Source organism: Bifidobacterium sp. LH_230 (genome assembly GCF_056357555.1).
In genome coordinates this window covers 114,098-135,838 of record NZ_JBKEWJ010000006.1, presented here as the reverse complement: position 1 = coordinate 135,838, position 21,741 = coordinate 114,098, and the positions used below count along the sequence as shown (strand labels likewise).

The following is a 21,741-nucleotide window of genomic DNA, read 5'->3' as shown; positions in this document are numbered from 1 at the left end:
CGCCAGTGGCACGGCCGGTTGGCTACGTTCGGAAGGGATAACCGCTGAAAGCATCTAAGCGGGAAGCCCGCTCCAAGATAAGGATTCCATGAGGACTTGATCCTCGAGACTCCCCATGCAGAACACGTGGTCGATAGGCCGGACGTGGAAGCCCCGCGAGGGGTGGAGCCGACCGGTACTAACGGGGGAAAGGCAATACACTATCCCAACCATTGGTTGGGACACGCATCCATCTGCTGCTGGTATCACGCGCGACATTGAACACTGCGCGTCACAAGACATCAACCGCGTCCCCTATCCGGTCCCCGAACCACCACGAATGCCGGCAAGCATAACGCTTGACCGTTTAATTGAAGATTTGCGGCGGTCATGGCCCAGGTGAGACGCCCGGTCCCATTCCGAACCCGGAAGCTAAGGCCTGGCACGGCGATGGTACTGCACTCGACAGGGTGTGGGAGAGTAGCACACCGCCGCATCACACGTTAAGAAAAGCCCCGATACCACGACGGTACCGGGGCTTTTCCCATATTAGGCGAGCAATCAATACACCGAATAGCCGCCGGGAATCCTTGGACCACGACGGTCCCGGCCGTCGGCGTGACGACACGGCGCGTGGTCGGCGCCCCGTGCACGCCCCGTCATCACCCCAGCCCGCCCGGCCTTCGCCGGGCACCCTCCCCTTCAAGGGGAGGGAAACACCAGGACCCGACACTGCGCCCGGACGGACGGGGCGTATGGGGTTCCCTCCCCTGTGAGGGGAGGGTGGCGGCGAAGCCGCCGGGATGGGGTACCAAAGCAACCACCACCAAAACAACCCACCACACTACACACTCAAGGAAAGGGACACATCAGGAAGTCAGAACGACCACTATCATCCTCAACAGGGGAAAGAAAAAAGTATTACTGCAGCGCTTTCATCAGCGAATCGACGTGGCCCTTGGCGCGTACGTTGTATCGTGCCAGCGTAATCAGGCCGTCGTCGTCAATGGCGAACGTCGACCGGATCACGCCTACATGCACTTTTCCGTACAGCTTCTTTTCCCCGTATGCCCCGTACAGCTTGTGCACGGTCAGATCGGGATCGGACAGTAGCGGAAAGCTTAGGTGATCGCGCTCCACAAAACGATGCAGTTTCGGCAACGGGTCCTTGGACACTCCAAGTACAGTGAATCCAAGAGAGTGCAGACGCGCAAGATTGTCACGGAAGTCGCATGCCTCGGTCGTGCATCCCGGCGTCATCGCAGCAGGATAAAAATAGAGAATCACACGGTGATGCTGCGCGGTCAGAGCGGACAACGTGACGTGTGTTTCAGTGCCGTCGGGCAGCGCCGCCGGCAGTGTGAAGTCAGGTGCGCTTTGCCCGACTTCGAGACGTGCGGGCATATCGGACTGTTCGATATCAGATTGAGTCATACCCGACATTGTATGGGCTGCGGCGGTCGTATAACATCCGCAGCCCATATCATCAGTCTTCAGCAACCGATCGTCAGGCATCCTTCTTGCTGATCAGCAGCAGAATACCGGCGATCTGGTTCGCGAAAATCAATGTGCAGACGCCGAACGCCGTCGTATTGGCCGCCTGGCCCTTGTAGATGCGCCAGCTGTGCACCGTCATCGGGATCATCCAGGCCAACGCGATAAGCGTCCAGCACCATGCGATGCATCCGATCACATTCAGCACGAACGCCGCCAGACGCAGATTCCGATCCGTTTCCGTCATCCAATATGTGCCGTCTGCGGCATAGGTGGGAGTCTGTGCAGCATATCCGTAACCGGCATATTGCGCCTGCTGGTACGGCTGTTGGTACGTGTTCTGCTGTTGGCCTGCATACGGGTTGGGATTCGTGTTCGGGTCCTGCTGCGACGCCGGCATGGAACTGTCGGTCCACTGCGTGCCATCCCACCAGCGCAGCTTCGTCTGATCTCCGGACGGGTCCGGGTACCATCCCGGCTGATATTCTGCCATGCATCCTCATTTCCGTTGAAATTACGTAACGCTGTCATTCTAACAGCGGGTATCTAGACAACTGGCAGGCGGCTGATGGTGCCGCCGCATATAACATGAACACACGGTGAACACGCGGGGTCGCGCGGCGGGGCGTGTCGCGTGTATAGTCGGATAGGTCACTTCTGTGGCCACCTTATCCGCTTCACGCAAGAAAGGTGAGCCGTGTCAGTAACAGACGAGTCGGTCGAGACGCCGATGATTGGTAAGAGCGTCATCTCGCTCGATGATCTTTCCCTTCGCCAGATCAAGGAACTGCTGCATAAGGCGCAGTACATCGATTCCCATCGCCGGGAAGTCGCGCATACCTGCGACGGCAGGGTGCTGGCCACGCTGTTCTACGAGCCGAGCACGCGCACGCGCCTGAGCTTCGAGACCGCCATGCTGCGTCTCGGCGGCAAGGTGATCGGCTTCGCCGGCTCCCAGCTCTCCAGCGCGTCCAAGGGCGAGTCGATCGCCGACACGCTCAAGACCGTGTCCAACTATGTCGATGTGGTCGCGATCCGTCACCCGAAGGAAGGCGCGGCGCTCGTCGCATCCCGCGCCGCCTCCGTGCCGGTCATCAACGCCGGCGACGGCGGCCACATGCACCCCACGCAGACGCTCGCCGACCTGGCCACGCTGCAGACGCGCTTCGGCCGCGTCACCGACCTGACCGTCGGCCTGTGCGGCGACCTCATGTTCGGACGCACCGTGCACAGTCTCATCGAAACGCTGTGCCGCTTCGGCAACGTGCATTTCGTGCTCATCAGCCCCGACGAGCTCAAGACCCCGCAGTACGTGCTCGACCGCATCGACGCGACCCCGTCCTGCTCCTACACCGAAGTCAAGGACCTCGTCTCCGTGATCGGCGACCTCGACGTGCTGTACATGACCCGCGTGCAACAGGAGCGCTTCTTCAACGAGGACGACTACCTGCGTCTGCGCGACACGTACATCCTCGACGAGGACAAACTTCAGCTCGCCAAGCCGGACATGGCCGTGCTGCATCCGCTGCCGCGCATCAACGAGATCGCCGTCGAGGTCGACAACGACCCGCGCGCCGCCTACTTTGAGCAGGTGAAGAACGGCATGCTCATGCGCATGGCGCTCGAAAGCTCTGTGATCGGCGACGAACTGCCCGGATACGAACCGCTTGAAGCCAAGGAGGTCAAGGCCTGATGGAAGTCACCAGCATCGTCAATGGCATCATCATCGATCATGTGCCGGCCGGCACCGCGCTCAAGGTGCTCGAATACCTGAAGATCAACCCGGCGAAGACCAAGCTCGCGCTGATCATGAATACCGACAGCCACCTGTACGGCACGAAGGACATCATCAAGATCGAGGACGAGGACGGCAAGAAGACGCCCGCCATCGACCTTGACGTGCTCGGCCTCGTCGCGCGCACCGCGACCGTCGGCATCGTGCGCGGCGGCAAGATCGTCGAGAAGAAGACGCCGACGCTGCCCGAGCATGTGATCAATATCCTTACCTGCAAGAACCCGCGCTGTGTGACCACCACTGAACGTGGCATCGACCAGATGTTCCATCTGACGCATTCCGAGCGTCAGGAATACCGTTGCGACTACTGCGACGAGGAAGCGAAACTGTAATGCTGACCCTGCGCAACATCACGGTATGGGACACCGGCGAGACGATCGATCTGGTGATCCCCGACGTTGACGAGAGCCGGCTGTTCAGCGAGCCGGAAGCGGTGACGGACGGCGAATTCGACGCGACCGGCCTGACTGTGGCGCCCGGCTTCGCCGATCCGCACGTGCACTTCCGCGATCCCGGCCAGACGTACAAGGAGTCGATGATCTCCGGCTGCCGCGCGTCCGCGTCCGGCGGCTACACGGACGTGCTCATCATGCCGAACACCGTGCCCGCGATGGACGGCGAGCCGGTCACGGCCGACGAGCCCGGCGCGTCCGAAGTGCTCGACGCCGGCTATGACACGGTGATCGACTACCTGCAGCACTACGAGGACGCGCATGATACGGCGCTGCCGGTGCGCTACGACCTGTGCGTGTGTGCGTCGAAGGGACGCGTCGGCGGCGCTGCCACCGATCCGGACCGCTGGCGCGACTATCTGCCGTCGTCCGCGACCGTGCGCGGGGAAGCCAAGGATGCGTACCAGCTGGCCCATCCGGTGACCGCGGTCAGCGACGACGGTTCGGCCGTGACTCCCGCGATTCTCGACGAGGTGCTCGAGAACGTCAGGAAGACCGGACTGTATCTGATCGAGCACTGCGAGCATCATGACACCGGTGCGGTCAACGACGGCCCGGTCGCGCGCGAACTCGGCGTGCCCGGCATTCCGGAGGACACCGAACTGAAGATCGTGGCCCGCGACATCGCCAAGGCCCGCGAAACCGGCGTCCACGTGCACTTCCAGCATGTGAGCACGGCGATCTCGTTCGACGCGATCCGCAAAGCCAAGGCCGAAGGCCTGCCGATCACCTGCGAGACCGCGCCGCACTACATCGCATTGTGCGACGAGGACCTCTTGAAGTACGGCACTCTGGCGAAGATGAATCCGCCGCTGCGCTCCGCGGCCGACCGCCAGGCGACGATCGCCGCGATCGCCGACGGCACGGTCGACATGCTCGCCACCGATCACGCGCCGCACACGCTCGAGGAGAAGGAACGCGGGTTCCTCGACGCGCCGAACGGCATCATCGGCTTGGAATGCGCGTACGGCGTGGCGCACAAGGTGCTCGTCGAAGGCGGATACATCGACGACAAGCGGCTCATCGAACTGATGTCGGTCGCGCCGCAGCATCTCATGGGCCATGTGCCGACCGACGTGGCCGGATTGCTCAACACGTCCGCCAAGTGCGCGGTCAAGCGCACGCTGGATCTGAGTCGCGTGGAGCATCCCGAGAACGTCGATCTGGTGATCCTGAACACGAACGAATCGTGGACGGTGGACCCGTCGGCGTTCCATTCGGCCGCACGCAACACGCCGTTCGGCGGATGGCAGGTGACCGGGCGGCCGCTCGCCACGGTGCTCGGCTCGAAACTGGTGTTCAGCCGGATCAAGTAACGAAAGGACAACGTCATGGATCGGCTCATTGAAGCGATCGAGAACGCGCAGAACCCGAGCGTGGTCGGACTCGACCCGACGCCGGCGCTCGTGCCGCCGCAGGTCGTCGCGTCGTTCGCGGATGAGGTGCGCGACTCCGTCGAGGACCCGGCTGAAATCCCGGCCGCGCAGCTCGCCGTCGCGTATTTTGAATTCAACCGTGCGATCATCGACGCGGTCGCCGACATCGTGCCCGCCGTCAAACCGCAGATCGCCATGTACGAGGCGATCGGCCCGGCCGGCATCGACGCATACACGATGACCTGCGAATACGCGCAGCAGCAGGGACTGTACGTGCTCGGCGACATCAAGCGCGGAGACATCGGTTCGACCGCCGCCGCCTACGCCGGACACCTGAGCGGCGTCGCGGGCTTCGAGGACGGCGCGCAGCCGTTCGACCCGTGGCATGAGGACGCGGTCACCGTCAACCCGTACCTCGGCACCGACGGCATCACGCCGTTCGTGGACGCGGCAGCCGCGGCCGACAAGGACATCTTCGTGCTCGTGCGCACGTCGAACCCGTCCAGCAAGGAACTGCAGGAACTCGACCTCGCCGATGACGGCAAGCTCTACGAGCATGTCGCCGATCTGGTCGAAGGCTGGGGGAGCGCAACCATCGGCAGCCGCGGCTACTCGCGCGTCGGCGCGGTCGTCGGCGCGACCCATCCCGAGGAGGGCGCGGCATTGCGCGAACGCATGCCGCACACGTTCTTCCTCGTGCCCGGCTATGGCGCGCAGGGCGGCACGGCGGCGGGCGTCGCCGGCATGTTCGACAAGAACGGCTCCGGCGCGATCGTCAACTCGTCGCGCGGCATCATCGGCGCATGGAAGAAGACCGGCGAGTATCGCGACGATATGAACGCGGGCGAGGCGCTCGATCTGGTCGCATCCGCGGCGCGTCGGGCTGCCAGCGACATGCGCGACGATCTGCGCGTGAACGTGTACCGGTGAGCTGAAGGATTGAGGGGAGTGCGCATGCATCGCTCCCCTCAATCGTCCCATGAACGATCGTCCCCCCCCGCGAAGAAGGGGAGCCGCACGGTTCGACCACCATGCCGATTCAGATGACTGCGGCAGACCTTGGCGTAAGCTGGAATACTGGCGCTGAATAGATTATGCAGATGAGGAGAATCAAGGAAGCAATGCCCACAGCAACCTTCACCCCCACCGCCGACGTGGTCGCCGAGGCGACCGAAGCCGGCTATTTCCCCGGCCGGCACACGGTCGAGATCACCGAAGTCACGAAGCTCACCGAAGGCGTGTACCGTCTCACGTTCCGCGACCCGTATATCGCGAAGCATGCACGCCCTGCACAGTTCGTGAACCTGTTCAGCCACGATCCGATGAAGCTACTGCCGCGTCCGTTCGGCGTGAGCGAGGTGGACGGCGATCTGGTCAGCGTCATCTTCGCGGTCGTCGGCAAGGGCACCGCGGAATTCTCCGAACTGACGGCCGGCGACCATATCGACGTGCTCGGCCCGCTCGGCCGGCCGTTCAACACGAAGACCGCGTCGCATTACATCCTCGTCGGCGGAGGTCTCGGCGTGCCGCCGCTCATCTACACCGCGCAATATCTCCAGTCGAACGACGACATGCGTACCACCGCCGTGTTCGGCTACCGCAACGACCACTTCGCCGACCAATACGTGTCCCGCTATGCGGACGCGACGGTGAGCATCGACGAATCCGAGGGCAACGTCATCACGCTGCTCGACCGGATGGAAGCGGCCGGCGAACTCACCCGCGACGGTCTTGCGCCGGTGATCCTGTCCTGCGGACCGCTGCCGATGATGAAGGCGGTGGCTCAGTGGGCGTCCAAGCGTGGCATTCCCTCGCAGCTGAGCATGGAGCAGCGCATGGGCTGCGGCTATGGCACCTGCGTGGTGTGCGTGGTCGACACGGTCGACGGACGCAAGAAGGTGTGCTCGGACGGTCCGGTGTTCACCGCGGAACAGCTCGGATGGGAGGCGTGAGACGATGACCGAAACGAATACCCCGATCAACGTGTACGAGAAGCACGAGTGGAAGCACAAGACCGTCGTCGCCGGCGTTGAATGGAAGAACCCGGTCGGCACCGCGTCCGGCACGTTCCAGCTGGCCGCATGCCGCTGGTTCTATGACGTGAGCCAGATGGGCGCGATCTCCACCAAGGGCGTCTCCCCGGTGCCGTGGGAGGGCAACCCCGGCCCGCGTACGGCCGAAAGCCCCGCCGGCATGGTCAACGCGGTCGGTCTGCAGAACCCCGGCGTCGATCACTATCTCGTCGACGAACTGCCCAAGCTCAAGGAACTCGGCGCGACCGTGGTGACGAACGTCGCCGGCCACAGCGACGACGACTACGCGCAGGTCGTCGCCAAACTCGCCGACTCGCCGGCCGACATGCTCGAGATCAACGTGAGCTGCCCGAACGTGAGCCACGGCGGCATGTCCGTCGGCACCGACCCGGTCGCATTGAGCCGACTCATTGGGCATCTGCGCAAGCTCACCTCCAAGCCGATGATCGTCAAGCTGTCGCCCAACGTGACCGACATCGCGACCATCGCGCGCGCCGCCGCCGAAGCGGGCGCGGACGCGCTGAGCCTGATCAACACGCTCGTCGGCATGCGCATCGACATCCGCACCGGAGAGCCGATCATTTCCAACCGCACCGGCGGCGTGAGCGGCCCGGCCGTCTTCCCGATCGCGCTCGGCTTCGTATGGCGCGTGCGCCAGGCCCTGCCGGACATCCCGATCATCGGCATCGGAGGCATCGACTCCGGCGAGAAGGCGCTCGAATTCCTGTACGCCGGCGCGAACGCCGTCGAAGTGGGCGCGGCCGCGCTGTACGATCCGACCGCTCCGATCCGCGTGGCGCGCGAACTCGACGACCTGCTCGACTCGCGTCCGGAGCTTGCGGCGAAGCTCGCCGCGGGTGAGACCTGGCGCTGACGTACCGTAAGGACGTATGTTCGGCTCTCCTCAGCGTAGGGGAGCCAAGGTTTTGACAAGGAGAACATCATCATGACCACCGCATCGCTCGACCACCGCTTCACCGAGTTCCTGCTCGACTCTCAGGCGCTCAAGTTCGGCGACTTCACGTTGAAGTCCGGCCGCAAGTCCCCGTACTTCATCAACGCGGGCGCGTTCAACGACGGCCGCAAGATCGCCACGCTCGGCGCGTTCTACGCCGAGAAGATCGCCGCGGAGATCAAGGCCGGTGCTCTGCCCGCCGACATCGACACCGTGTTCGGCCCGGCGTACAAGGGCATTCCGCTGGGCGTGTCCACCGCGATCGCGCTGACCTCCGCGCACGGCATGGAAGTCGGCTACACGTTCGACCGCAAGGAGAAGAAGGACCACGGCGATGGCGGCATGATGGTCGGCACCCAGCTCAAGGACGGCATGAAGGTGCTGCTCGTCGACGATGTGATGACCGCCGGCACCGCCGTGCGCGAGGTCATCCCCAAGCTCAAGGCCGAAGCGGACGTCGAGGTCGTGGGCCTCGTGCTCTCGGTCGATCGTATGGAGAAGACCAAGGACTCCGACCTGTCCGCCGTCAAGGCCGTCGAGGCCGAGTTCGGCTTCCCGGTGTTCGCCATCGCCAACGTGCGCGAGATCTTCGAGGCCGGCCAGCACATCACCACTGCGTCCGGGCAGCCGTACGTGACCCCCGAAATCAAGGCCGCCGCCGACGCCTACCTCGCCCAGTACGGCGCCTGATCGAGGTACGCCGCCGGTTTGACGATCGAGAGGCGGATTCCGACTGTTACGAAGGTCGGTTTGACGATCGAGAGGTCATGCGTCTGTTGACATGGTGTCCGACGGCGCCATGTACTTCGGTACAAGGGCCTTTGAACACACTAACGTGAGACAGTCAAGCCTCTCGATCGTCAAACCGACCTCGTCAGATCGAGCGATCCGCCTCTCGATCGTCAAGCCGTCGGTGTTTTCGAGGCGTACCCATTATTCGGTAATGTTCAGTTGCGCTGAGCCGGCGGCGTCAGAGCGCAGTGTCCAGCGGATCGTCGTGGTCTGCCCGAGGAAAGCCTCGTCATGGGAGACGAGGATCAGTGCGCCGGGATACTGTGCGAGCGCACGGTCCAACGCTTGGATCGAATGCAGATCAAGATGATTCGTCGGCTCGTCCATGACGATCAGATGCGGATGGCGGCGGAGTCCCAGACACAGCAGCAGCTTGCGCAACTCACCCGGTGAGGGGCTGCCGGCGAGCAGACGATCCGGATCGGCATTCAGCTGCGCGACGGACGACAGCACGACGCCGCGTTCCTTCGCCGGCAATGCGGCCAACGTTTCCATCGCCCATCGAGCATCCTCGGACGTGGTGTTCTGCGCGATCACCAGCCGTGGCACAAGAAGTCCGGTCCGTTGCTCATCCTGTGCGACCGCACGCAGCAGGGCATTGACCAGCGTGGTCTTGCCGGTGCCGTTCGGACCGCTGATGCCGATATGATCGTGCGGCCCGACTGTCAGCATCGGAATGACAACGCCGTTGCCGCGTTCCGAAACCGTTGCGTCGGCATCGTCCCCGTACGGGATGAATCCGTTCGGCAATCTCACCAGTTCGCGGCGGCTGCTCGACTCGGCATCCATCCAGATGTCGCCGTCGTACCGTTTCGCCGCGGTGACGATGCCCGCAACACGTTCCCGCGCGGCCGTGACCTGTGCGTCGATACGGGCGCTCGCCGGTCCGAGACTGCTCGGATTGTGGTTGTATTTGATCGCATTGCGAGCGTCGTGATCCTTGGGATTAACGAAACGATGATTGCTCGCCGACGATACCTCCAACGTCGCATCATGCTTACGTTGCGCCTTGACCGATGATAGTCGCGCGGATTCGCGGCGAGCGTCACGCAACGCCGTATCCGCCGACTGCCGGTCGATCAACGCGGCGGCTGATGCCGTGGAATAGTTGCCCGGACGCGTCCGCACGACGGTCACGTTTCTTCCGCGCACATGGTCACGTTCGAAGAACGAGCAACGGTCGGCCACCGCGTCGATCAACGCCACGTCATGCGATACGAGAATGCCGATGCCGTCGAACGAGCGCAATGCGGCGACGATGCGTTCGCGGGTCGGCCCGTCCACATGATTCGTCGGCTCGTCCAGCACGAGCACATCCGGATGTAATGCCAGCGTGCATGCGATCTGCAGCCGTTTGGCCTCGCCTCCGGACAGGGTGTCGGATCGCCACGGCCAGTCGTCGCCTATGCCGAGATCGCGGCGGATGGCCAATGCCTCAGACGACCAGTCGTTGACGAAATCGTCCAGATTCACCGGCGTTTCGTCCGTGTTCTGCGGGCAGTACCCGACGGCGATGCTGTTTGGGGCGGGGGAGATGCTGCCGGAATCGGGGTGCAGACGGCCGAGTGCAATGCGGATCAGCGTGGTTTTGCCGATGCCGTTGTCGCCCAATACGGCCGTCCATCCGCGGGGGAACGTGACCGATATGTCGGTGAGCAACGGGTCCGGAGCTTCGGGATAGGTAAAGGTGATATGGGATAGGGTGAGTACAGAATCCGGTGACATATGGTGCTCCAATGCGGTACGTTTGCCGCGAACCGGCGCTCGTTGATGGCCCGTGGGAATCGTCGGTTGCGGCGTAATGGCTGTGATTGCGTATGGCACCAATATGCGAACGGCATATGCAAGGACGGCACGGTCACCATGGATTCGAAACGAAGCGAATCTATACGTGGAGTCGCGCGACAAGCGTTCCATACGGATATGCTTCACCCATGAAGCCGTCCGCCGGTGCCGCTTATCGAATAATCAACGTAGGTAAGTCCTTGCTGTTCCGGCGACTTTGGCATATCGAACCGCCGATGTCTGTTCTGAACGATTCATATCATACACGGCAAAACGAGTCGTCGTGCATCAGAACCGCCAGACGCCGGTCCGGTATCCATTGTTGCCCTCCGAATCAAGGAAGTCCGTTGTGAGCCGGCTTTCGATCAGAGGAGCCTTCGGACCAGTGATCTGAACGATTCCCCGACGTTCCAGTCGTATTCTCGTTTCGAGGCAGTGCTGGTTTTTGGATTGTGATCCAGGGGGATCATCGTGATGGGGCAGCACAGCGCTGTGCGGCCCCATCATCTGCTGTCACTGCGCCGTCTTGCCTTTGAGACCGGTGTACAGCGTGTAGTACCGGCCCTGCTGGGCAATCAGCTCGTCGTGCGTGCCGCGTTCGATGATGCGGCCCGCCTCGATCACCATGATGCAGTCGGCGTTGCGGATCGTGGACAGCCGGTGCGCGATCACGAACGTGGTGCGTCCCTTCATCAGCTCGTCCATGCCGGCCTGCACGAGCGACTCGGTGCGCGTGTCGATCGACGAGGTCGCCTCGTCGAGGATCAGCGCGGGCGGGTCGGCCACGGCGGCGCGCGCGATCGCAAGCATCTGCCGCTGGCCTTGGCTCAGCGACGCCCCATCGCCGGTCAGCTGCGTGTCATAGCCGTTCGGCAGCTTCTCGATGAACGTGTGCGCGTTGGCGAGTTTGGCCGCGGCGATCACCTCCTCATCGGTCGCGTCGAGCCGGCCGAAGCGGATGTTCTCCATGATCGATCCGGAGAACAGGTGCGTGTCCTGCAGCACCATGCCGAGCGACCGGCGCAGGTCGGACTTGTGGATGTCGGCGATGTCGATGCCGTCGTACGTGATCGTGCCGGAGTCGATGTCGTAGAACCGGGTGATCAGGTTCGTGATCGTCGTCTTGCCGGCGCCGGTCGAACCGACCAACGCGATCTTCTGGCCGGGCTTGGCGAACATCGTCATGTCATGCAGGATCGTCTTGCCGGGCACATAGCTGAACGTCACATGATCGAGTCGGATGTCGCCGCGCATCGGCACGATCCGCCCATCCGCGCCACGCCAGCCCCACTGATCGGTGCGGTCGGTCGTCTCGCTCAGCTCGCCGGTCGCGTCATCCCGGCGCACACTCACCAGCGTCGTCTTGCCATCATCCGACTCGACTTGTTGATCAAGCAGCTTGAAGATACGGTCCGCGCCGGCCAAGCCCATGACGATTGCGTTCAACTGCTGGCTGACCTGACTGATCGGCATCGTGAAGCTCTTGACGAACGTCAGGAAACTCACCAGCCCGCCCAAGGTCAGTCCGGTCACGCCATTGACGGCGAGCCAGCCGCCGACGAGCGCGCAGAGGACATAGGCCACATAACCAAGCTGGTTGTTGATCGGCCCAAGGAATCCGGAGAACATGTTCGCCTTGTTGGACGCGTCGAACAGCCGGTCGTTGCGTTCACGGAAATCGGCTTTGGCCGCCGCCTCGTGCGTGAACACCTTGACGACCTTCTGGCCGCTCATCATCTCCTCGACGTAACCGTTGAGCTCGCCGACCGACTTCTGCTGGCGGGAGAAATACGTGCCGGACTTGCCGGTCATGATCTTCGTCATCCAGATCATGAGGCCGGAGACGACGAGCACGACCACGGTCAGCGGCACGCTCAGGTAGATCATGCTGACCAGGATCATGACGATGCTGAACACCGAGTTGATGATCTGCGGGATGGACTGCGAGACCATCTGCCGCAGCGTGTCGATGTCGTTGGTGTACAGGCTCATCACGTCGCCGCGCGTGTTCGTGTCGAAGTAGCCGAGCGGCAGTCGCTGCATGTGCGTGAACATGCGGTTGCGCAGCTTCATCATGAACCCTTGCGTGATGAACGCCTTGAGCACGGCGCTCACCGCGTTGGCGACGATGCCGGCCGCGTAGATCGACGCCATCACGCCGATCGCGCCGAGCAGCGGGCCGAAATCGTGGCCGTGCGAGGTGAGCATCGGCGTGATGTAGTTGTCGATGAGCGTCTGGAAGAACAGGTTGCCGCGCACCTGCGCGTAGATCGTGACGACGATGAGCGCGATCACGATGCCGTACTGCACGCCGTACATGCCGAACACGAACCGCATGAGCCGCATGAAGATGCGGAACGGATGGTCGAGTTCGCGTCCCTGTTTCGCGCCGGCGGCCATACGGCCGGCATTGCCACGTGGACCGGGCATCAGTGCACCTCCTTGTCGTTGTGAGCGTCATGCCGGGCGGTGTCGTTCGCCGTGTTGCCGGCCGCCTCGTTCGAGACATCCGTATCGTTCGTCGTGCCCGTCGCATCCGACGACAGCTGCGCGAACTGCTCTTCGTCGAAGTCGCCGCCGCCCTGCGTCTGCAGTTCGACGATATTGCGGTAGATCTCGTTCGACCGCAGCAGTTCGTCGTGCGTGCCGACGCCGCTGATCCGCCCGTCGTCGAGCACGATGATCATGTCCGCGTCCTGGACGCTCGAAATGCGCTGCGCGATGATGATCTTCGTCACGTCGGGCATCTGGCTGGCGAACGTGTGGCGGATCTTCGCGTCGGTGCCGGTGTCGACCGCGGACGTCGAATCGTCCAGGATCAGCACCTTCGGCTCCTTGAGCAGCGCACGCGCGATGCACAGGCGCTGTTTCTGCCCGCCGGAGAAGTTCTGGCCGCCCTGCTCGACCTTCGACTCGTAGCCGTCGGGCAGCTTGTCGATGAACTCGTCGGCGCAGGCGATCGCGCACACGCGTTTGCAGTCGTCGATGGTCGCGTCCGGGTTGCCCCAGCGCATGTTGGACAGGATCGTGCCGGAGAACAGCACGTTGTTCTGCAATACGACGGCGACCTTGTCGCGCAGCACGGCGCGGTCGTAGTCGCGCACGTCCACGCCGCCGACCGTGAGGCTGCCGCCGGTCACGTCGTACAGGCGCGGGATGAGGTTGACGAGCGTGGTCTTGGACGAGCCGGTGCCGCCGATCACGCCGACGACCGCGCCGGACGGGATCGTCAGGTTGATGTCGGTGAGCACGTTCTCCGGCCCTTTCGCGATGAGCTGTCGGGTCGCTTCGATGCGACGTTTCGCGGCCGGGTCGTTTTCCGAAAGCTTGACGGCCGGATACGCGAAGTCGACGTGGCTGAACTCGATCGAGCCGTCGCGCACTTGTTCGACCGAATGCGCGGCGGCCGGCATGTCGTCCTGCTCCTCGAGCACTTCGGCGATGCGGCGGGCGCTGGCGGACGACATGGTGATCATCACGATCGTCATCGACAGCATGACCAGGCTCATGAGGATGTTCATGCAGTACATGAGCAGGCTGGTCAGGTCGCCGGTGGTGAGCCGGTTCTGCACGATCAGGTGCGAGCCGACCCAGCTGATGAGCAGCAGGCATCCCCATACGGTGGTCTGGATGATCGGGTCGACGGCGGCGAGCACCAGTTCGGCCTTGAGGAAGATGTCGTAGATGCGCTTCGACGTGGCCTTGAACACGCGGGTCTGCATGCCTTCGCGGGCAAACGCCTTGACCGCGCGCATGGCGGTGACGTTCTCCTCGACGGACTCGTTCATCGCATCGTATTCGGGGAACGCCTGACGGAAGTACTTCGCGGCGATGTTCATGAGGATGCCGAGGATGGTGCCGAGCACGACGACCGCACCGAGATAGATCAGCGCCATCGTGCCGGAGACGACGAACGCCATGCACATGGCGATGATGAGGCTGGAGAATGCGCGCGGCACCATCCTGAGGATCATCATGAACGCGTTCTGGATGTTCATCACGTCGGTGGTGAGGCGGGTCACGAGGCTCGGCGTGGAGAAGCGGTCGATGTTCGAGAACGAGAACGTCTGGATGTTGTCGTACTGGTCCTGGCGCAGGTTCTTCGCGAAACCGGTCGCGGCACGCGAGCCGAACACCGAGCCGAAGCAGCCGACCGTCAGTCCGCACAGGGCCATGAGCACCATGAGTCCGGCCGTGCGCGAGATCACGCCCATGTCGCCTTTCTCGACGCCTTGGTCGATGAGCGTGGCCATGAGCAGCGGGATGATCATCTCGCATGCCACTTCGCCTATCATCCATATCGGCGTCAGGATCGAGTCCCGTTTGAATTCGCCGATATGTCGCAACAGTATTCGTACCGTCTTCACGTGCCGTTCCTCCATACTGATCGCTGCGCTGCCGGGCGTCTGTGCCGGACGCAACGGTTGTGAACGCAAACAAGACTAGCAACACCGCCGGCCGGCGTGTTTTGCCATATTCCATATGCCGGTCATCGGCGTCGCAGGTCCCCATAACGACACTTGCGGCACTGTTCTACAACGTGATAGAACAGTGCCGCAAGTGTTATATATACAGTTGCGTATCGCTTGGAATCACAACGATTCGCAACTTATCCGGCCGTGTCAGGCGGCCGTGTCAGTCGATCAGCTTGTACCCGTGCGAGGCGACCACCGACTTGAGTTTCGCGAGGTAGTCCTCCGCCGCCTTCGACAACTTCGCGCGCTCGTTGGTGATCCAGCCGACCAGCATCGTCTCGTCCGAGTCGAGCGGCACGGTGACGATCTTCTCGTTGTTGAGGTCGCCGTTGTCGATGCCGGTGCACACGGTGTAGCCGTTGAGACCGACGATGAAGTTCAGGATCGTGGCGCGGTCGGTCACGTTGATCTGCTTCGGGTTGTATTCGGGCCACACGGCCTCTTCCGCGAAGTAGAAGCTGCCGTCCTCGCCCTGCTCGTACTGGATGAACGGGTAGGGCTTCAGGTCCTCCATCGTGAGCTTCTTCTTGTTCGCCAGCGGGTTGGTACGGGCGAGGAACACATGCAGCGGGGCGCGGAACAGCGGATGGAATTCGAGATGCTTCTCGCGCAGGAGCTTGCCGATCACGTCCTTGTTGAAGTCGGACAGGTACAGGATGCCGATTTCGGAGAGCATGTTGGCGACCTGGTTGATGATGTCCTTGGTGCGCGTCTCGCGGATCGTGAACTCGTATTCGTCGGACTTGATCGAGTTGATCATCTCGACGAACGCCTCGACGGCGAACATGTAATGCTGGGTGGACACGGAGCACAGCTGCTTGCGCGGCTTCGCGTTCTTGTAGCGCTCCTCGAGCAGGGCGGCCTGGTCGAGCACCTGACGGGCGTAGGTGAGGAACTCCGCGCCGTCGACGGTCAGGGCGATGCCCTGCGATGAGCGGGTGAAGATCTCGATGCCCAGCTCGTTCTCCAATTCCTTCACGGACGAGCTCAACGCGGGCTGCGATACATACAGTTCGTGCGAGGCCTCGTTCATCGACCCGCATTCGACGATCTTGACGATATATTTCAGCTGCAGCAGTGTCATAAGTTACGGTTATACCATCCGCCCGCTACGTGCAGAATGTTTATAAGGGAATGCCTCGCATCGTGTCACGTGCAGGCATGAAAAACGCGATGCGAGGCCGCGCGGCCACGCATCGCGTCGAGACTACAGGCGCACGCCGAGGGCGGCGAGGGATTCGCGGGCCTCGAGCGCGTTCTCGAAGAGGACGCCGTGAATGCCGACCTCGTTCGCGCCGGCCACGTTCTTGGCGGTGTCGTCGAAGAAGACGCAGTTGCCGGCGTTCAGCCCGAAACGACTCAGCGCCAGTTCATAGATGTCGGCGTTCGGCTTGTGCATCTTCTCCACGCCGGAGACGACCGTGCCGCCCAGCAGTTCGGCCAGACGCGGGAACTTCTCGAACGCGAGATGGAACGTCTCGTGCGACCAGTTCGTCAGGCCCCACACGCCGTAGCCGTGGCGCTTCAGGTCCTCGAGCAGCTCGACCATGCCCGGCAGCGTGCGAGGCAGCGCGTCATCGTAATGGTCGATGTAGTACTTGAAGATCCGCGCGATGTCCTCGCCCTGCTCGCGCACGACATCCGGATAGATGCTGGCGAAGTCCTCGCCGGCGTCCATCCGGTCCTCGTAGCGGAAGAACCCGTGCGGATCGTCGTCGGCGCAGATCGCGGCGACGACATCGTCGGGAAAACGGCCTTCGAGACAGGCTCGGGTCTGCCAGTCGAGCAGCACGCCGCAGAAATCGAAAATGACATCGGTGATGGGGGATTGGGGCATGGGCTACCTCTTTAGGACGGTCGATCGGCCGATGGTTATGTGATGGATGACTAGTGTTTCGTCGGGCTTAATGTGGTGGGTTTGACACTCCCTCAGTCGGCTTCGCCGACAGCTCCCTCAGCTGAGGGAGCCAAGAATAAAAGCATGTCAGTTTAGGCCCGACAAAGTACTAGTGTACTGACGGAAACGCCCCGGCGTGGTAGCACGGGGCGTTTCATGGACGGACCGGAATCTGCCGAGTGATTGTCAGGACAGCAGCTTCTGGAACGCGGCCGGGATCGCGGCCGCCACATCGGAGGCGACGACCGGATGGCCGAGGGAACCGACCGAACGGTTCGGCGTCGAACCGTATACGGTAGGCGGGTTGAATCCACGCTGATCAGACGCGGACGCGATCGCCGCCGCATAGCCATGCAGGTACGCGGCGTTCGCCACCGTCTCGACGATCGGCGCATCCTCGTCCTGCTGGGCAAGCAGCGCGCCCATCATGCCGGCCAGCACGTCTCCCGCGCCGGCGGTGCCCAACCATGCCGGCGCACGGCCGGCGACCAGTACCCGCGTACGGCCGCCAGTCGCCGCATCGCCGTCGCCGGAACCTTCGAATTCGATGTCGTCGGCCTCGTCGCCGTCCAACGAGCCGGCCGCCTTGCGTCGCGCCGCCATCGCGGCCGCATCGTCGCCAGGTGTCGAATGGCGCGCGGCATCCTCGGCGTCCGTATCCTCGGCCTCGCCGACCACAATGCTGACCGCGCCCTTGAGCAGCACGGTCGCGCCGGTCAGCTCATGCGCGCGCCGCGCCCAATGCAACGGCTCCAGCTGCACGTCATGCGCGTCCACATCCTCGCCGCGCTCGACCAGCAACGCGGCCAGCTCGCCCGCATGAGGCGTGATGACCACTTGCGGCGGCACCTCATCGGGCAGCAGATCCAGAGCGCCAGCATCCACGACGACCGGCGGCATCTCGAACGCGAGATCGGGATCGGCTGCATCCTCACCGAGCGCGTAATGCGACAGCAGTTTCGCGATCGTCTGACGCTGCACGTCCATGTCGTCCTCGTCGGCAGTGCCGTCCGGCACGCCGGAACCCACGACCCACGACTGCACGCGGCCCTTGCCGATCACGGCCTCCGGTACCGCGGCCAACACCATCGAACGCGTGCGTTCGGGACCCATGTACCGGATCATGCCCACATTCGTCGCGGCCGCAGCGCGGCTCGACAGCACCGCCGCGCCCGGGTAGCGCACCGAACCGGTGATCAGACCGGTCACGCCGCGCGAATACTTCGTGTCGGCCAGACGCGGCAGACGGATCGCCTCGCTCGCATTGTCGCCGGACACCACCTCGACCAGCGGATCATGGCCGTCGATGTCGAAGCCGAAATCGACCAGCGTCACCTTGCCGCACGCGTAGGAGGCCGGCGGCAGAATCGCGCACGGCTTGAGTGCGCCGAACGTCACCGTCACATCGGCGGGAATATACGGTCCGGTGATCGAGCCGTCGTCCACGCCCACGCCGGACGGCGTATCCACCGCCACGACGAACGGGAACTCGCCGGCCGTGTCGCCATCCGGCAACGCGGTGCGGTCCGGCACCGTCCCGTCTACGCCAAGAGATGCGGCCATCGTGCCGGCGATGCCGCGCAGCGAGCCGGACAGGCCGATGCCGGTCATCGCGTCGATGATCACATGCGAATGGCGTGCCAGCTCGACCGCCGCACGCAGCCGCTCGCCGGCCTCGCCCGCGCTGAACCCGGCCGTGCAGCCGGGAATCTCTGACGCCGGGTCGAGAAGCAGCACCCTGCCGCCCGCGCGTACGAACGCGGCGAACGCCTCGTCATGAATCGTGCGGCCCACCGTCACGACCGTCACCGACGCGCCGTTGTCCGCCAATGCGGCCGCGGCGTACAGACCGTCCCCGCCGTTGTCGCCGGCGCCGGCGAGCAGCGTGACGCGCGCGTCCTCCAACGCCATGCCTTCGGCGTCGAGCAGATCGGCGACCGTATGGGCGACGGCCGTGGCCGCCATGCGCATCAACGGCACGCCGCCCTCCAGCAGGGGGCGTTCCATCGCGCGCACGTCGGACGCGACGTATGCGGCATGACGCAACGTGTGCAACCTGTTCTCGTCATTGTGCCCAGCCATGATCTCGGCCATGATGCCAACCCCCTTGTGCGAATCGTGTGAGTGCGCGGCGAACCGCTTCCTGTCTGCACTACTTTACCCGTGTTCCTGCTGGTTGGCTGTGCTTACGCTGCGAGCGGCGTGCCGGCTCTACAATGGGACGCATTGCGCATGGTGTTTGGAATGTGAGGAGTTTCGATGGCGGAGCGGCCCGGTGGGGGAGTGGGGTTTGAAGAGGACGGGCGGGTTCCGGTCGGGGATTCCCGGACGTCGCCTGACCAGCGCGGCATCTCGCTGAAGGCGACGGCGACCCGCAAACGCTGGCAGCAGCGCAAGCGCAGCGAGACGCGGCGGACGATACGCGACACGGCGATGCGGCTGTTCGCGCAGCACGGGTATGCGTCGGTGACCGTGCGCCGGATCGCGGACGAGGCCGGCGTGTCGACGATCACGCTGTTCCGTTATTTTCCCGCGAAAGAGGATCTGGTGTTCGCGGCGCCGTTCGATGGGGGACTGTTCGACGTGCTTCGCCGCGAACTGTCGACGCCGGACGCATCCGTGGCCGATACGGCCCGTCGTGTTGCATCCGCGGCGTTCGGCGCGATCAGTCAGGCCGAGGCGAACGGATTGATGGCGTGGCTGCGCGTCGTACGTTCGGACGCCGCGCTGACCGCCGCGCTGTACGCGCATGTTCCGCAGTGGTCGGAGGAGATCATACGGACGGCGACGATGGCCGGCGGCGGCATCGATCGTCGTTCCAGCCATTTGGGGCGGTCGTCCGGAACGGATGCGGATTATATGGTGCGTGCATCGGTGACGCTGGTCGTCGTCGGCGCGATCGAGACGCTGCTGGAATGGTCGAAGCGATGCGACGGCGCGGAAGATGCCGATCTCGGCCTGTTGCTGTCGATCGCCGCTGACGTGTGTTCGGTGATGTAGCGGACCGCCGCAAGATTGCTCGTTGTACTCCCGGTGTTTTGCCTGGCTTGCTGCGGATGGGTTTGACGCTTCCTCAGCCGGCTTTGCCGACAGCTCCCTCAGCCGAGGGAGCCAAGAATAAAAACTCGTCGGGTTAGGCCCGACACAGGGATGCCTACGTTGCTTCCGTCGCATGATGCGGCGGGAGCTTTTTTGTTGCCCGTTGTTCGTATTTTCAAATGTGATGAACTCTCATATGAAATATGGAATTGGCTATTTTCATATGTAGATAAACTACATATGAAAATGCGAGACAGCTGTTCCTTTACGGCGACGATTGGCGTGTCGCCGGTTTACTTCGAGTGCTTGAAGTATCTAGAGTACGAATCATGAGCACCACGACCACCACCTGGCACACGATCCGCGAAGCGTCGCTGATCTCCGGCCTGCCGGAATCGACGTTGCGCTACTACGAGCAGATCGGCATCATCGACCCCATCGCACGCGACCCGAGTTCCGGGCATCGCGCATATTCCGACGATGATCTCGAGGCGATCTCCATCGTCTCCTGCCTCGCGGCCACGGGCATGCCGCTCGACGCGATGCGTGAATACCTGAAGAACCGCTTCGACGGTCCGGAAGGCGCAAGGCGGCAGATGGAGCTGCTTGACGCGCAATCTCTGCGGCTGGCGGCCAAGGCGGAAAGCATCCGCATGCAACAGGCGTACGTGTCGTTCAAGACCCTGTACTGGCGGGCCATCGCCGAAGGTCGTGAACGGGACGCCGAACAGCTGCTTGAGGAGAACCGCGACATCGTGGAGAAGGTCAAGCGGCTGCAGGTCGGCGGCAAGGCCGGTCAGTGATCACCATATAACGAACGAGCCTCAAGGAGCGATCATGTTCGAGGGACTGCGCAACAGCATGAACAGATTCTGGAACAGCGACAAGACGCTGGCCGAAACCGATCCCGAATTCGTGGAGCTGTTCTCCAACTTCGCATACGACGAGGTGATCAACGAGCCGGGCGCGAACCATCCCGATCTGGACGACGCGACGCGGGCGATGGCGATCCTCGCCACGTTGATCGGATGCCAGGGGATCGACGACTATGAGCTGATGCTGCCGGTCGCGTTGGAATCCGGCGTCAGCCCGGTCGAGATCAAGGAGATCGTGTACCAGGCGGTCGCCTATCTCGGGTTCGGCCGCGTGCTGCCGTTCCTGAAGAAGACCAACGAGGTGTTCGAATCGAAGAACATCGCCCTGCCACTCGCGCCGCAGTCGACCACCACGCCGGAAACACGTGCGGATGCCGGGGAGAAAGCGCAGATCGACATCTTCGGCGAGCACATGCGCGGCTTCGCACATTCCGGACCGGAGGAGACCCGGCACATCAACAAGTGGCTGGCGGGCAACTGCTTCGGCGACTACTACACGCGCGGCGGTCTCGACCATCGCCAGCGCGAGATGATCACGCTGTGCTTCCTGACAGCGCAGGGCGGCTGCGAACCGCAGCTGGTCGCGCATGCGGGCGCGAACCTCAAGGTCGGCAACGAGAAGGCGTTCCTGATCGCGGTCATCTCGCAGTGCATGCCGTACATCGGTTATCCGCGCACGCTCAACGCGATCCGCTGCATCAACGAGGCGGCTGCGAAGTCGGAACAGTAGCAGCCGAGGATACGGAAACGGGGCTGTGAGCCGGGGAGATTCTCATTCTCCCCTGGCTCCACAG

General features: G+C 63.2%; 18 protein-coding genes and 2 rRNA genes. 12 read left to right on the top strand and 8 right to left on the bottom strand.

Features of this window, described 5'->3' with window-relative positions; genetic code table 11:
• Positions 1 to 202 (top strand): 23S ribosomal RNA (locus AC1A0G_RS04515); the annotation flags it as partial.
• Positions 203 to 359: 157 nt separating this feature from the next.
• Positions 360 to 476: ribosomal RNA gene (gene rrf, locus AC1A0G_RS04510) — 5S ribosomal RNA — on the top strand.
• Positions 477 to 900: 424 nt separating this feature from the next.
• On the opposite strand, the gene AC1A0G_RS04505 is transcribed toward rrf, so the two are convergent.
• Both AC1A0G_RS04505 and AC1A0G_RS04500 read right to left on the bottom strand, forming a co-directional pair.
• Positions 901 to 1,422, bottom strand: coding sequence for a peroxiredoxin (locus tag AC1A0G_RS04505; RefSeq protein ID WP_476527883.1), 522 nt, complete (start codon positions 1,420 to 1,422; stop codon positions 901 to 903).
• Positions 1,423 to 1,486: 64 nt separating this feature from the next.
• Positions 1,487 to 1,966, bottom strand: coding sequence for a DUF2510 domain-containing protein (locus AC1A0G_RS04500; protein ID WP_476527872.1), 480 nt, complete (start codon positions 1,964 to 1,966; stop codon positions 1,487 to 1,489).
• Between the two features lie 237 nt (positions 1,967 to 2,203).
• Between AC1A0G_RS04500 and pyrB the strand changes: the two genes are divergently transcribed.
• From pyrB to pyrE, 7 genes are all read left to right on the top strand, one after another.
• Positions 2,204 to 3,166, top strand: coding sequence for an aspartate carbamoyltransferase (gene pyrB / locus AC1A0G_RS04495; RefSeq protein WP_476527880.1), 963 nt, complete (start codon positions 2,204 to 2,206; stop codon positions 3,164 to 3,166).
• Positions 3,166 to 3,600, top strand: a complete 435-nt coding sequence (locus AC1A0G_RS04490) for an aspartate carbamoyltransferase regulatory subunit (RefSeq protein WP_214374681.1) — start codon at positions 3,166 to 3,168, stop codon at positions 3,598 to 3,600. The genes pyrB and AC1A0G_RS04490 overlap by 1 nt, the downstream gene beginning before the upstream one ends.
• Positions 3,600 to 5,036, top strand: coding sequence for a dihydroorotase (locus tag AC1A0G_RS04485; protein ID WP_476527870.1), 1,437 nt, complete (start codon positions 3,600 to 3,602; stop codon positions 5,034 to 5,036). The genes AC1A0G_RS04490 and AC1A0G_RS04485 overlap by 1 nt, the downstream gene beginning before the upstream one ends.
• 15 nt (positions 5,037 to 5,051) lie before the next feature.
• Positions 5,052 to 6,026: an orotidine-5'-phosphate decarboxylase gene (pyrF, locus tag AC1A0G_RS04480; protein WP_476527868.1), complete on the top strand. Its 975-nt coding sequence runs from the start codon at positions 5,052 to 5,054 to the stop codon at positions 6,024 to 6,026.
• Positions 6,027 to 6,217: 191 nt separating this feature from the next.
• Entirely contained in the window at positions 6,218 to 7,048 is an 831-nt protein-coding gene (locus AC1A0G_RS04475) for a dihydroorotate dehydrogenase electron transfer subunit (protein WP_476527866.1), read from the top strand.
• 4 nt (positions 7,049 to 7,052) lie between these two features.
• Positions 7,053 to 8,003: a dihydroorotate dehydrogenase gene (locus AC1A0G_RS04470; protein WP_476527864.1), complete on the top strand. Its 951-nt coding sequence runs from the start codon at positions 7,053 to 7,055 to the stop codon at positions 8,001 to 8,003.
• Positions 8,004 to 8,075: 72 nt separating this feature from the next.
• Positions 8,076 to 8,774, top strand: a complete 699-nt coding sequence (pyrE, locus tag AC1A0G_RS04465) for an orotate phosphoribosyltransferase (RefSeq protein ID WP_476527862.1) — start codon at positions 8,076 to 8,078, stop codon at positions 8,772 to 8,774.
• Between the two features lie 243 nt (positions 8,775 to 9,017).
• Here the strand turns inward: pyrE and AC1A0G_RS04460 are convergent, their stop codons facing one another.
• The 6 genes from AC1A0G_RS04460 to AC1A0G_RS04435 all read right to left on the bottom strand — a co-directional run bounded on the left by AC1A0G_RS04460 (position 9,018) and on the right by AC1A0G_RS04435 (position 19,115).
• Positions 9,018 to 10,601 carry an ATP-binding cassette domain-containing protein gene (locus AC1A0G_RS04460; RefSeq protein WP_476527860.1) on the bottom strand — a complete coding sequence of 528 codons (1,584 nt, stop codon included), beginning with the start codon at positions 10,599 to 10,601 and terminating at the stop codon, positions 9,018 to 9,020.
• Between the two features lie 573 nt (positions 10,602 to 11,174).
• Entirely contained in the window at positions 11,175 to 13,091 is a 1,917-nt protein-coding gene (locus tag AC1A0G_RS04455; protein ID WP_476527859.1) for an ABC transporter ATP-binding protein, read from the bottom strand.
• Positions 13,091 to 15,028 carry an ABC transporter ATP-binding protein gene (locus tag AC1A0G_RS04450; protein WP_476527858.1) on the bottom strand — a complete coding sequence of 646 codons (1,938 nt, stop codon included), beginning with the start codon at positions 15,026 to 15,028 and terminating at the stop codon, positions 13,091 to 13,093. The genes AC1A0G_RS04455 and AC1A0G_RS04450 overlap by 1 nt, the downstream gene beginning before the upstream one ends.
• A 268-nt stretch (positions 15,029 to 15,296) precedes the next feature.
• Positions 15,297 to 16,220, bottom strand: coding sequence for a LysR family transcriptional regulator (locus AC1A0G_RS04445; protein WP_214374687.1), 924 nt, complete (start codon positions 16,218 to 16,220; stop codon positions 15,297 to 15,299).
• A 123-nt stretch (positions 16,221 to 16,343) separates the two neighbouring features.
• On the bottom strand, positions 16,344 to 16,973 hold the full coding sequence (locus AC1A0G_RS04440; protein WP_476527857.1) for an HAD family hydrolase: 630 nt from the start codon (positions 16,971 to 16,973) through the stop codon (positions 16,344 to 16,346).
• A gap of 246 nt (positions 16,974 to 17,219) precedes the next feature.
• Complete coding sequence (locus tag AC1A0G_RS04435; protein ID WP_476527878.1) at positions 17,220 to 19,115, bottom strand: bifunctional ADP-dependent NAD(P)H-hydrate dehydratase/NAD(P)H-hydrate epimerase; 1,896 nt, start codon at positions 19,113 to 19,115, stop codon at positions 17,220 to 17,222.
• Positions 19,116 to 19,292: 177 nt separating this feature from the next.
• Here AC1A0G_RS04435 and AC1A0G_RS04430 point away from each other — a divergent pair, with 177 nt between their 5' ends.
• The 3 genes from AC1A0G_RS04430 to AC1A0G_RS04420 all read left to right on the top strand — a co-directional run bounded on the left by AC1A0G_RS04430 (position 19,293) and on the right by AC1A0G_RS04420 (position 21,677).
• A complete protein-coding gene (locus tag AC1A0G_RS04430; RefSeq protein ID WP_476527855.1) occupies positions 19,293 to 20,033 on the top strand; it encodes a TetR/AcrR family transcriptional regulator in 741 nt (246 codons plus the stop codon).
• A gap of 368 nt (positions 20,034 to 20,401) precedes the next feature.
• Positions 20,402 to 20,875, top strand: coding sequence for a MerR family transcriptional regulator (locus AC1A0G_RS04425; protein ID WP_476527854.1), 474 nt, complete (start codon positions 20,402 to 20,404; stop codon positions 20,873 to 20,875).
• 34 nt (positions 20,876 to 20,909) lie between these two features.
• Positions 20,910 to 21,677 carry a carboxymuconolactone decarboxylase family protein gene (locus tag AC1A0G_RS04420; RefSeq protein ID WP_476527852.1) on the top strand — a complete coding sequence of 256 codons (768 nt, stop codon included), beginning with the start codon at positions 20,910 to 20,912 and terminating at the stop codon, positions 21,675 to 21,677.
• Positions 21,678 to 21,741: the final 64 nt, after the last annotated feature.